Origin of the sequence: Sandaracinobacteroides sayramensis (assembly GCF_022014495.1) — a bacterium.
GTDB lineage: Bacteria > Pseudomonadota > Alphaproteobacteria > Sphingomonadales > Sphingomonadaceae > Sandaracinobacteroides > Sandaracinobacteroides sayramense.
In genome coordinates this window covers 230,169-242,457 of the sequence record NZ_JAKLSQ010000007.1, presented here as the reverse complement: position 1 = coordinate 242,457, position 12,289 = coordinate 230,169, and the positions used below count along the sequence as shown (strand labels likewise).

Here is a 12,289-nt window from a genome sequence, read left to right as displayed (position 1 = left end):
CAGGCACGTTATATGGACGATGATTGTCACTCGCCTCAAATACATACTGCGCCTAGGTGGCGAATCTGCTCAGAACGGTATCCAGAAGCCAAAAAGGCCAGCGCCGTGGCGCTGGCCTTATCTGGTGCGTACTGACACTTGTTAGCCGCCAGATCGCGATCTCTGAAAATTCAAAATAGCTTTCATGCCACCCTCGGTCAAGCCGTAATCGACCGTCATCGACATAACATGGTTGTAATCGAATGGTTGAACCGACAGATGTCCTCTCGATTCACTTCGTCTCTTATGGAAGGAGTTTTAATCAAATCAGTCTATGCTCAGATCTCATTTATTGTAAATCCATAACTGTCATCGTGTGGGTGGGCGTTTACGTAATTACGACCTTGATTATGTAATTGAAACGAATGATCATGGCTGAAAGGGGAAGTAACGAATCATGTATTGGCGTTTGGGGGCAGATGTTGGCACCAACTCGCTCGGGTGGGCGGCGATCCAACTAAATGCAGATGGCGCGCCAGGTCGCATTCTCGCAGCCGGCTCCCGTATCTTTTCCGACGGACGCGAGCCGAAGTCCGGCGCGTCACTCGCAGTCAACCGCCGCGATGCCCGCGCCACGCGTCGGCGCCGCGATCGTTTTTTGCAGCGTCAGCGCGCGCTGATGAAATATCTGGTGGCGGACGGGCTGTTTCCAGCCGACGAAGCCGAGCGCAAGGCGCTGAATACACTCGATCCGTTCGCCCTGCGGGCCCGCGCGCTGGACGAGGCGCTACCGTTGCCGCACCTTGGCCGGGCGGTCTGGCATCTGAACCAGCGGCGCGGCTTCAAATCCAACCGCAAGGCCGATCGGCCCGACGACGATTCCGGCAAGATAGCGGTTGGCGTCGATCGGCTGGTGGCCGCCATCGCCGACAGCGGCGCCCGGACGTTCGGGGAATGGCTGCACGGCCGCCGTCAGGGGACGGAGGAGTATCCGGAGGGGCTGTCGGTTCGCACCCGGCTGCGCCCGGAGGAAGGCGCGGTTGCCAAGGGCATGGGCTATGATTTCTACCCCGGCCGCGCGCTGATCGAAGAGGAATTCGACGCGATCTGGGCCGCGCAGGCGCCGCACCATCCCGAGGTTCTGACGCCAGAGGTTCATGACCGGCTGTTCGAAATTCTGTTCCACCAGCGCCCGCTAAAAACGCCTCAGATCGGCACCTGCACCTTCGGCAACGGCGAGACGCGGCTGGCAAAGGCGCATCCTTTGTTCCAGCGCCGCCGGCTGCTGGAGGAAGTGAACGCGCTCAGGATCGTCCGCGCGGGAAAGGTGGCTGAGCGGCTGACGCCGGAACAGCGAGACCTTCTGGTGCTGAAACTGAAGGACAAGGCCGAAGTCAGCTTCGAAACGCTGCGCAAGACGCTCCGTCTCGACGAGGATGCGCGCTTCAACAAGGAAAGCGAGAATCGCACGAAGCTGAAAGGCGATGAAGTCGCCGCGGTAATGGGCGGCAAAACCCGCTTTGGCACGCGCTGGGCTCACCTGTCGTTCGAGGCGCAATATGCGATCGTCGAACGGCTGGAAGCGGCGGAGAGCGATGCGGATGTCGCGGCTTTTCGCGACTGGGTCGCCGAGGCGCATGATCTGCCGCCAGAGGCGACGAAGGCGATCGCCGCCGCGCGCCTTCCCCAAGGGCATGGCCGCTTCGGCGAGAGCGTCACCCGCGGGCTGATCGATGCGCTCACCCATGAACGCGATGGCGATGGGCGGGTGGTCGTCTACAGCGAGGCGGTCGAACGGCTGGGGCTGCACCACAGCGATTTCCGCACCGGAGAGATTCGCCAGAGCCTGCCCTATTATGGCGCTGTGCTCGATCGCCATGTGATGCCGGGCAGCGGCAACCCCGACCATCCGGAGGAAAAGCGGCTTGGGAAGTTGACCAACCCAACCGTGCATATCGGGCTCAATCAGCTTCGGCGCACGGTGAACAGGCTGATCGAGCGTTTCGGGCCGCCCGCCGAGATCGCGATCGAGCTGGCGCGCGAGCTGAAGCTGACCGACGAGGAAAAGAAGCGCCACAACCGCGAGAATAACGAGAACCGACTGGCGGCGGAAAAGCGCTCGGCAAAGCTGGCGGAGATCGGCCAGCCCGACACCGGTGCCAACCGCGCGTTGCTGAAGCTGTGGGAAGAACTCAATCCGGGGAACTGCCTCGATCGCCGCTGCATCTACTCCGGCGAACAGATTTCGATCGATATGCTGTTCAGGCCCGGCGCGGTCGAGATAGACCATATCCTGCCCTTCACCGCTACACTGGACGACAGCAACGGCAACAAGCTGGTCTGCATCGCACAGGCCAACCGCTTCAAACGCAAGCGTTCACCCTGGGAGGCCTGGGGCGGCACGGCGCAATGGGCCGAAATCGCCGAGCGCGCCTCCCGCCTGCCGCGCGGCAAGCGCTGGCGCTTCGAGCCCGATTCGATGGCGCGCTTCTCCGCCGATGGCGGCTTCCTCGCCCGGCAACTGGTCGATACGCAGTATCTCTCGCGGCTGGCGCGCGATTATCTGTCTTCGCTTTATCCCGAAACCGGCGAAGGCAGCGGCAAGGTGTGGGTTTCCCCCGGCCGGTTGACCGAAATGGTCCGCCGCAAGCTGGGCCTAAACGATCTGCTGCCCGATCATAACTATGCCGGCGGCGACCAGCCCAAGAACCGGCTCGATCACCGCCACCATGCCATCGATGCGATTGTCGTCGCCATCGTCGACCGCGGCATGCTCAACGCCATTGCCCGCGCCTCCGGCCTGGAGGGGCAGGAAGGCCGCGAGCGCATCCATATCCCCGCCCCCTGGGACGGTTTCCGCGATGAGGTGGCGGAGGTCGTGCGCGGAATCGTCGTCAGCCATCGCCCGGATCATGGTACGGCCGGCCATGGCAATGGCTCGACTGCCGGACGCCTCCACAACGACACCGCCTATGGACTGACCGGCGAGACGGACGCCAAAGGCAATTCGATCGTCGTGCGCCGCAAGCCGCTTGGCAGCCTCAAGCCCGCAGACGTGGCGGCGATCCGCGACCCGGATTTGCGCGTCGCCCTCCATGGCGCGACGGCGGGGCTTGCAGACAAGGCTTTCGAGCAGGCGCTCGTCCGCTTTTCCCGCACGGGCCCGCTGCAGTTTCGCGGCATTCGCCGCGTGCGATTGACCGAGCCGCTGACGGTGATCCCGATTCGTGATGCAACGGGCCGGGCCTACAAGGGCTACAAAGGCGATTCCAATTATCGCTATGACGTGTGGGAACTGCCGGATGGGAAATGGCTCTCCGACGTCGTCTCGATGTTCGACGCGCATCAGCCTGGCGAGCGGCCCCGCCCGCACCCCGCCGCCCGGCGCGTGCTGAGCCTGCATCAGGACGACATCATCGCCATCGAGCCGGATGGCGGCGAGCGCCGGCTGATGCGCGTCGTGAAATTTGGCCAGAGCGGCCAGGTGACGCTCGCCGCGCCGAACGAGGCAGGCGATCTGAAACGGCGCGACTCCGCCTCGAACGACCAGGATCCGTTCAAATATATCGCCCCGACTGCGGGCGGGCTGAAAAGGGCGCGCGCGCGAAAGGTGGGTGTGGACGAAATCGGCCGGGTGCGGGATCCCGGCTTTCCGGCGCGCACCGCCCGCCGCGCCACGCGGCGGAAAAGGGTGGAGTAAGAAGCGTGGAGCGGATTGTCGACATCGCCACCGATGGCCGCCACCTGTCCGCGCATCGCGGCTTTCTGGTCGTGGCCGAAGATCGTGTCGAAGTCGGGCGCGTGCCGCTTGACGACATCGCGGCAGTGATCGTGCACGCGCATGGAGTCACCTGGTCGACCAATCTTGTCGTCGCGCTTGCCGAGCGCGGGGCGATCCTGCTGCTGTGCGGCAGCAACCATGCCCCGGTCGCCGTCTGCCTGCCGCTCGATGGCCATCACGCGCAGAACGGGCGCATGCGCGCGCAATGGGAGGCAGGACGCCCGCTTTCAAAGCAGCTTTGGCGGCGGCTTGTGGTGGCGAAGATCCGCTGGCAAGGCGCGGCTCTGGCGGCTGCCGGGAAAAACCATGAGCCTTTCAATCTCCTGGCACGCCGCGTCGGTTCGGGGGATCCGGACAATGTCGAGGCTCAGGCTGCGCGGCGCTACTGGCCGCTGCTTATGGGCGAGGATTTCCGCCGCGATCGGGGCGCAGACGGAACGAACGCCTTGCTGAATTATGGGTATACCATCCTGCGCTCGCTTTGCGCGCGAGCCGTGGTCGCGGCCGGACTGCATCCTTCCATTGGCGTGCACCATGCAAATCGCGGCAATGCCTTCGCGCTTGCGGACGATGTGATCGAGCCTTTCCGGCCGCTGGTCGATCTGCTGGCGCTTCGGCTTCTGGCTGCAGGGACAGCCACCGTCACTCCTGGAGCCAAACGCGCTTTCGCCCGGTTGATTGCGCTGGACCTGCCGGGTGAATCCGGAACGACCACGCTGACCAACGCGGTGACGCGTCTCTGCCAGACGCTCGCCGGCGCCTTTCAGAGCGGCCGGGCGACCGACCTCTGGATTCCGGCGCCACCCTCGGCTCTCGAACTTGCGGGGCTTGATTCGCTTCTGGTCGAGCCGTGAGCGCGACCCGGCTCAGTGGGTATCGCCTGATGTGGATTTTCGTGATGTTCGATCTTCCGGTCCTCACGCGCGAACAATCGCGGGCGGCGACCAGATTTCGGGAATATCTGCTGGACGAAGGCTTTGAGAAAAGCCAGTTTTCAGTCTATGCTCGTTTCTGCAACGGCAAGGAAAATTATGAAGCATATTGCCGAAGAATCGAGGCAAACCTGCCTGAAAAGGGCGATATCCACATTCTGACTTTCACGGATCGGCAATATGAAAACATTGTCCGCTTCTCAGGCCAGCATAGGCGACGACAACGCAAAAACCCCGATCAACTTGCGCTTTTCTGAGGATATGCAGCATTTCAGGCTATGCTGGATGCGACATTATTCATTGAGATTCAATAAGATAATGGAACATCTAGCATAGTCGTTCAGAGATCGCGGTCCAGCGGCAACTCCGCTCGGCCTTTTCCATCCCCCTCGCGAGCATAGTCGTTCAGAGATCGCGGTCCAGCGGCAACGCGAGAGCCGCATAGACGTTCCGGATGAGAAGCATAGTCGTTCAGAGATCGCGGTCCAGCGGCAACATCCAGAGGACGGGGTCGTTAGCCGTGGAAGCATAGTCGTTCAGAGATCGCGGTCCAGCGGCAACTCTGGGGCTGGCGGGACGGCACGGACTGAAGCATAGTCGTTCAGAGATCGCGGTCCAGCGGCAACTGCTCTCGCCGCATCTGCTCGAGCTGCTGCAGCATAGTCGTTCAGAGATCGCGGTCCAGCGGCAACACGATTGCCGGCAAACGGGCGCAGCGAGATAGCATAGTCGTTCAGAGATCGCGGTCCAGCGGCAACCCTTCAGTGCGACGTGCGCGAAGTTCTGGAAGCATAGTCGTTCAGAGATCGCGGTCCAGCGGCAACTGTCTCTCGCCCGAGGATATTCCAACGATGAGCATAGTCGTTCAGAGATCGCGGTCCAGCGGCAACTGCAGGACGCTCGACGGCCTTGTAAGCATCAGCATAGTCGTTCAGAGATCGCGGTCCAGCGGCAACTCGATTATCTCAGCTATGAGAAATTCCGGGAGCATAGTCGTTCAGAGATCGCGGTCCAGCGGCAACTCATGAATTCCGCCTCCGTCCGCACCGAAAAGCATAGTCGTTCAGAGATCGCGGTCCAGCGGCAACGTTCGACGCCAAGCTGAAAGCAAGCGGAAAAGCATAGTCGTTCAGAGATCGCGGTCCAGCGGCAACTGTCGGGACCGCCGACCAATGACTATTGGAGCATAGTCGTTCAGAGATCGCGGTCCAGCGGCAACAAGTGGTGTCCATGGGCGAAGATGTCGGCGAGCATAGTCGTTCAGAGATCGCGGTCCAGCGGCAACGAAATCGCCTGCTGGATGATCGGCGTGGAGAGCATAGTCGTTCAGAGATCGCGGTCCAGCGGCAACGCGGGCAGCGCGTGATCCGCTTCATCGAAAAGCATAGTCGTTCAGAGATCGCGGTCCAGCGGCAACCCAGCGGCCCCTTGCCGGTCGCCATGAATTAGCATAGTCGTTCAGAGATCGCGGTCCAGCGGCAACTGATCCCGGGCGGCTCCACGGCCGAGACGAAGCATAGTCGTTCAGAGATCGCGGTCCAGCGGCAACACACCTGCGAAACGCATGACGTAGGGCACAGCATAGTCGTTCAGAGATCGCGGTCCAGCGGCAACGGTTCGTGACACTTACGCTTGGTCCCGAGTGCATAGTCGTTCAGAGATCGCGGTCCAGCGGCAACCAGTCACGGCGCTTCGTTTCCGTAGGCGGGAGCATAGTCGTTCAGAGATCGCGGTCCAGCGGCAACCTCCAATGGAGCGTGACGACGGCTCCAAGGGCATAGTCGTTCAGAGATCGCGGTCCAGCGGCAACAGCACGAAGCGACGCGAACGGAAACATGTTGCATAGTCGTTCAGAGATCGCGGTCCAGCGGCAACCAGAACATCATCTTGCTCTACTTCAGCTTGGCATAGTCGTTCAGAGATCGCGGTCCAGCGGCAACCGAAGGAAACATCTGATCATCCCAGCGCCAGCATAGTCGTTCAGAGATCGCGGTCCAGCGGCAACTCGATCACCACAGTTGCGATGTCGTCGATGGCATAGTCGTTCAGAGATCGCGGTCCAGCGGCAACTCGATCACCACAGTTGCGATGTCGTCGATGGCATAGTCGTTCAGAGATCGCGGTCCAGCGGCAACGCGGTCGGCGTGCGCGGCATGTCGAAGTTCAGCATAGTCGTTCAGAGATGGCGGTCCAGCGGCAACTTCACCACCGACATGGCGCTCGCCGACGGAATCATGGTCATTCTCCGCCAGGTGGCTAGGCCATTGCCCATTCGGCTGCAATGCGCCCGACTTCAGCCAAAACCGCCTGATGCCGGTCTTCGACCTGGTCGGTAAACTCCCCGCTGTCGAAGTAAGCCGATATAATGACTGGGGCTCTGTGCGGCGGAAAGATGATGGCGACATCATTGCACTTGTTCGTGATCCCGATGTCGCGACCGGTTCCGGTTTTATTGCCCACCCGCCAGCCGGCAGGCAGGCCGGCGCGGATACGCTTTGGACCTGTTTTGGTATCCACCATCCATTGAAGCAGAATTTGGCGCGAGGCTGGCGATAAAATGTCGCCTGTCGTCAGACGCCCGACAAGCCGGGCCATGGCAAGCGGCGTGGTCGTGTCGCGCAAATCCGCGGAGAGGACCATGCCCAACATCGGTTCATACCGATCGAGCCGCGTCACCACGTCCCCCATGCCGCGAAATTTCGCAGTTACTCCGGCAGGACCGCCCAGCCGCCTGACCAACAGATTGGCTGCCGTGCCGTCGCTCAATATCTGTGCCGCTTCGGCCAGGGCTGCGATGCTCATTCCGCCTTCGCGGAGATTCTCGCGGGTTATTGGCGACCATGTGAGAAGATCGGCCTGAGTATAGGGCAGTATTTCCGCAAGGTTTAACCTGCCGGCGTCGGCTTCGCGCAGGCAAGCGCCCACCAAGGCCAGCTTGAACGACGAACACATGGCGAAATGCTCGTCCATGCGGTTCCCGCTCTGCTCGAGCGTGGCGGTGTCGAGGAAGCAGACACCAAGCCGCGCTGCGCCGGTTTCCAGTTCACGCAGGCGTTCGACAGCGTGGAAGCGTTGCCTCGGCGCGGCCATGCCGCATTCTGCTTTCATAGCGGCCGTCAGCGCCACCGACACAGCCAGAAATTCCCGTCTCTCGATCATGCCTTGCTCCTGCAGACATCAAGTTTTGCGCCTGTCGCAGACGCGGACAAACGAGATGATTTCAATTTTGCCATGAACTAATCTAATGAGTCAGGATGGACCGGTCCCGGATCCCGCTCAATTCCCTCAGGGCTTTCGAGGCCGCAGCACGCCATCTGAGTTTTACCCGCGCAGCGGAAGAGCTCTGCGTTACCCAGGCGGCGCTCAGCCATCAGATCAAGGCGCTTGAAAAGCGGCTGGGCCTCACCCTGTTTCGCCGCCTGCCTCGGGGGGTCATGCTGACAGATGAGGGTGCGGCAATTTTTCCCGCATTACGTGACTCGTTCGACCGGATCGGCAATGCGCTCGGTGTTCTTGCCGGCGGGCAGATCCGCGAGGTTGTCACGCTGGGTGTGGTATCGACTTTTGCCACCGGATGGCTGTTGCCAAGACTGCAGGAGTTCGCAGTTCGGCACCCTGAAGTCGATCTCCGCATTCTCACCAACAACAACAAACCTGAACTTGCAGGCGAGGGATTGAACTTTGCCATTCGCTTCGGCGATGGGTCATGGCACGGCGTGCATTCAACGCCTCTGCTGGAAGCGCCGCTGTCGGTGATGTGCGCCCCTTCCCTGCTGCCCGATTTGAAAGCCCCTGCCGATCTGTTGAAGCACAGTTTGCTGCGCTCTTATCGCGCCGAGGAATGGCCGGCCTGGTTCGCCGCTGCTGGCCTGGAAGCGCCCAGGCTGACGGGGCCTGTTTTCGATACTTCGCTGGCCATTGCGAAAGCGGTTGCATCTGGAGTGGGCGTCGGGTTGCTGCCGCCAGCAATGTTCAAGGCCGAACTTGCAAATCGGCATCTGGCCATGCCCTTCGACAAGTCAATTGCGATGGGTCGCTACTGGCTGACCCGGTTCCACATCCGACCTGAAACTGCGGGTATGATCGCGTTTCGGAATTGGCTGGTGCAATCGGTAAATCTCGTTTGATCAACGCGGCTGGCTTCACGGAAGAACTCCCCTTCCGTGCCGGCGGCGTCGAACATGCCTGATTCCACAAGTTTCCTATACGAAACAGAATTGACACTATAGGAAAATACCGGCTATCGCCACCGTGAGTGGAGAGTCCTGGGCTGCCCAGGGCCAGGGGCGAAATGCTGCGGAAGGCACGCAATGAGTGGCCGTTCTTGTCCTGCTGGCACGCGCCGCGCCCGCTGGTTTCCGGGTGCCGCGCTGTTGGCACTGCTGTTTGGCTGTCAGCAGGCTGAGGCAGCCGATGACGGCGTCGGATTTGGTCGCTCGGCGCCGCGCGCCTTGCTCCTGGCGGTGATGGACAAGGAGGCCGGCAGACCGGCGACCGACAGGAACAGGCTGTTCCTTCAGCGGCATGAAGCCGTGCAGGCGGCGACGAAAGTGCGCGAAGCGCCTGCCGGCGCGCCATCAACTCGTATCAGGGAGTAGACCGATGCTGTCCCCCCACGCGCTTTATGACAGCGCGCCGCCGCCTCAGGTGCCGGTGCTCGATATCGACCCTTTCTCCGCTGCCTTTTTCGATGATCCCTATCCGGCGCATGCGGCCATGCGCGACGCGGGGCCATTCGTCTGGCTGGAGCGCTACAATGTCGGTGCGGTCGCGCGCTATGCGGATGTGCGCGAGGTGTTGACCGACTGGGGCCGCTTCTCGTCGGCGCGCGGCGTCGGGATGGAGGATTTCGAACGCCATGGTCGCTTCCGCCTGCCGAGCCTGATCCTGGAGGCGGACCCGCCTTTGCACAGCCGCTCGCGCGGCGTGTTGAGCCGGGCGCTGTCGCCGCCGGTGCTGAAGATGTTGCGCGCGCGCTTTGCCACCGAGGCCGAGACGATGGTGGAAGCGCTGGCTGCACGGCGCCGGTTCGACGCAATCGCCGACCTTGCCGAGCGCTATCCCCTGCGCGTGTTCCCCGATGCGATGGGCATGAAGCGGGAGGGGCGCGAAAAGCTGCTGCCGCACGCGGAGATGCTGTTCAACTCGTTCGGCCCGCGCAACGCCCTGTTCGAAGCGTCGCGCGCCAAGGCAAGCTTCGAATGGATCGAGGAGCAGGGGCGCCGCGAGAATCTGTCGGCGGGGCTGGGCCTAGTGATCCACGAGGCGGCCGACCGCGGCGAAATCGGCCACGACGAAGCGCCGCTGCTGGTGCGGGCGCTGCTTCAGGCCGGGCTCGACACCACGGTGAACGCGATCGGGGCGACGCTCTATTGCCTGGCCCGCTTCCCGGACCAGTGGACCCGCCTGCGCGAGGAGCCGGCGCTGGCGAAACCTGCCTTCGATGAAGCGATCCGCTTCGAATCGCCTGTGCAGACCTTCTTCCGCACCGTCACCCGCGATACCGAAATCGGCGGGGCGCCGGTGCGGGAGGGCGACAAGATCCTGATGATGCTGGCCGCAGCAAACCGCGATCCGCGCCGGTGGAGCGAAGCGGACCGCTACGACATCGCGCGCAGCACCACGGGGCATGTGGGCTTCGGTTCCGGCATCCACCAATGCGTCGGCCAGATTCTGGCCCGGATGGAAGGGGAACTGGTGCTGGACGCTCTGCTGCGGCGGGTGAAGCGGATCCGCATCGCGGGCGAGGTCGTTCGCCGCCACAACAACACGCTGCGCGGGCTGGCGAGCCTGCCCGTCGAGGTGGAGCCGCTTTGACAGGCCGCGAGAGCAGGGGCGGGCGAATGCAGTTCGATTTCATCGTTATCGGTGCCGGCATCGCCGGCCTTTCAGCGGCCGCCGCGCTATCCGTGCATGGCAAGGTAGCCTTGCTGGAGCGCGAGGATCAGCCGTGCCACCACAGCAGCGGCCGCTCGGCGGCCATCTTCGTGCGGAGCTATGGCAATGCGGCCGTGCAGGCGCTGACGGACATCAGCGGGCGGCTGTTCGCAGCCGAATCCGCCGCCGGCGATGCCGCGCTCGGCCGCAGGCGGGGGGTGATGATCGTGGCGCGCAGGGATGGCGATCCGGGGGCCGCGGCACCCGGGCAAAGGCGCCTGTCCGCAGCCGAGGCCGCTGCCCGAATGCCGCTGCTGCAGGCCGGCCTGCTGTCCCACGCCTGGCTGGAGGAAGATGCCGCGGACATCGATGTGCACGCCATGCACATGGCTTATGCCCGAACATTGCGGGCGAACGGCGGATTGCTGTTGACCGGGTTCGGCGTGGAAGCCGCCGCGCGCACGGCTGGCGTCTGGCAGGTGTCGGACGGCATCCGCACCCTCGTGGCCCCCGTTGTCGTCAATGCGGCAGGCGCATGGGCGGATGCGGTGGGCCAGCTGTTCGGCGCGGCACCGAAGGGCATCCGGCCGCTCAGGCGGAGCGCGGCCCTTGTCGACCCGCCTGCCGGCAGCCGGATCGACGAGTGGCCGATGGTAATCGATGTGGAGGAAAGCGTCTATTTCAAGCCGGACGCGGGTAAGCTGATGGTGTCGCCGGCGGACCAGAGCTTGTCGGTGCCATGCGACGCCTGGGCGGACGACATGGACATCGCCATCGCCATCGAGCGCTATTCGGAACTGACGGGCATGGAGGTGCAGCGAGTGACCCATAGCTGGGCGGGGCTGCGCAGTTTCGTGGCCGACGAAAGCCCGCTGATCGGGTGGGACTCCGACAGCCCCGGTCTTCTGTGGCTGGCAGCCCTGGGCGGTTTCGGTGTGCAGACAGCACCGGCCACGGGGGCGCTCGCCGCCGCGCTCGCCAGGGGATCGGCACCGCTCGAAGGCGCGACGGCCTGCCTGTTGCGGGCTGTCGACCCGGCGCGGGTTATCGTCGGATGATCGGCGTGCCTGCGCTGCGCTAGGGGGACTTGCGTCCGGCCGCGTGCAGGGCGTCGATCAGCTCGGTTTCGGTGCCCGAGCAAACGGCCAGAACGCGGCAGCGGCCTTCGCCGTGGGCGACATAGGCATGGCCCATCTGGCTGTCGAGCCACATGGATTCGCCTGTCTGCAGGACCACCGGCTTGTAATATTCGGTGTGGATTTCCAGCGCGCCTTCCAGCACATAGACGAACTCTTCGCCGGCATGGCGGACAAAGTCGGGAAAGGCGTCGAACGAACGGGCCTGCGGTTCGACGAGCAGCGGCACGAACGCCTTTCCGGAGACATCCGCGCTCAGATAACAATGGTCGTAATGCTCGGTGCGGACGATGGCGCCGTCGCCAAGCCGGTTGATGCTCCGCCGCCCCGTTGCCGAACCTTCGTCGACAGGCCGGACGGGGTTCCCCAGCAGCTCCGCCAGGTCGACACCCAGCCCCCGGCAGAGCTGCGTGAGCTTGTCGTAGGTGAGCGACATCTTGCCGGCTTCCACCTTCGACAATGTGGAAACGGCGACCCCGGTGCGCTGGCTGACCTCTGCCATGGTAAGCCCCAGCCGGCGTCGCAGCGCCCGCAACGCCTCATCGAGTTTTACCGGGTCGAGTTTTACCGACGGCTGGCCCATC

The 12,289-nt window shown here is 63.1% G+C and carries 9 protein-coding genes and 1 CRISPR repeat array; of the genes, 7 read left to right on the top strand and 2 right to left on the bottom strand.

The window, feature by feature from the left end; translation table 11 throughout:
• Nucleotides 1-436 precede the first annotated feature (436 nt).
• Genes cas9 through cas2 form a run of 3 tightly spaced genes read left to right on the top strand, consistent with a single transcriptional unit; the run spans nt 437 to nt 4,949 of the window.
• Entirely contained in the window at nt 437-3,679 is a 3,243-nt protein-coding gene (gene cas9, locus L6Q21_RS06635; protein WP_336246231.1) for a type II CRISPR RNA-guided endonuclease Cas9, read from the top strand.
• 5 nt (nt 3,680-3,684) lie between these two features.
• Nucleotides 3,685-4,614, top strand: a complete 930-nt coding sequence (gene cas1 / locus L6Q21_RS06630; RefSeq protein ID WP_237829914.1) for a type II CRISPR-associated endonuclease Cas1 — start codon at nt 3,685-3,687, stop codon at nt 4,612-4,614.
• A 29-nt stretch (nt 4,615-4,643) separates the two neighbouring features.
• A complete protein-coding gene (cas2, locus tag L6Q21_RS06625; RefSeq protein WP_255696783.1) occupies nt 4,644-4,949 on the top strand; it encodes a CRISPR-associated endonuclease Cas2 in 306 nt (101 codons plus the stop codon).
• Between the two features lie 72 nt (nt 4,950-5,021).
• Nucleotides 5,022-6,893: direct repeats of the CRISPR family, unit length 36 nt; unit sequence AGCATAGTCGTTCAGAGATCGCGGTCCAGCGGCAAC.
• Between the two features lie 55 nt (nt 6,894-6,948).
• On the opposite strand, the gene bla is transcribed toward cas2, so the two are convergent.
• On the bottom strand, nt 6,949-7,851 hold the full coding sequence (gene bla, locus L6Q21_RS06620; RefSeq protein WP_237829910.1) for a class A beta-lactamase: 903 nt from the start codon (nt 7,849-7,851) through the stop codon (nt 6,949-6,951).
• Nucleotides 7,852-7,946: 95 nt separating this feature from the next.
• Here bla and L6Q21_RS06615 point away from each other — a divergent pair, with 95 nt between their 5' ends.
• The 4 genes from L6Q21_RS06615 to L6Q21_RS06600 all read left to right on the top strand — a co-directional run bounded on the left by L6Q21_RS06615 (nt 7,947) and on the right by L6Q21_RS06600 (nt 11,627).
• Nucleotides 7,947-8,819: a LysR family transcriptional regulator gene (locus L6Q21_RS06615; protein ID WP_237829908.1), complete on the top strand. Its 873-nt coding sequence runs from the start codon at nt 7,947-7,949 to the stop codon at nt 8,817-8,819.
• 246 nt (nt 8,820-9,065) lie between these two features.
• On the top strand, nt 9,066-9,290 hold the full coding sequence (locus L6Q21_RS06610; RefSeq protein WP_237829906.1) for a hypothetical protein: 225 nt from the start codon (nt 9,066-9,068) through the stop codon (nt 9,288-9,290).
• Between the two features lie 4 nt (nt 9,291-9,294).
• Nucleotides 9,295-10,509 carry a cytochrome P450 gene (locus tag L6Q21_RS06605; protein WP_237829905.1) on the top strand — a complete coding sequence of 405 codons (1,215 nt, stop codon included), beginning with the start codon at nt 9,295-9,297 and terminating at the stop codon, nt 10,507-10,509.
• 26 nt (nt 10,510-10,535) lie between these two features.
• Complete coding sequence (locus L6Q21_RS06600; protein ID WP_237829903.1) at nt 10,536-11,627, top strand: NAD(P)/FAD-dependent oxidoreductase; 1,092 nt, start codon at nt 10,536-10,538, stop codon at nt 11,625-11,627.
• A gap of 19 nt (nt 11,628-11,646) precedes the next feature.
• On the opposite strand, the gene L6Q21_RS06595 is transcribed toward L6Q21_RS06600, so the two are convergent.
• Nucleotides 11,647-12,288 carry a helix-turn-helix domain-containing protein gene (locus L6Q21_RS06595; protein WP_237829901.1) on the bottom strand — a complete coding sequence of 214 codons (642 nt, stop codon included), beginning with the start codon at nt 12,286-12,288 and terminating at the stop codon, nt 11,647-11,649.
• Between the last annotated feature and the right edge of the window lies 1 nt (nt 12,289).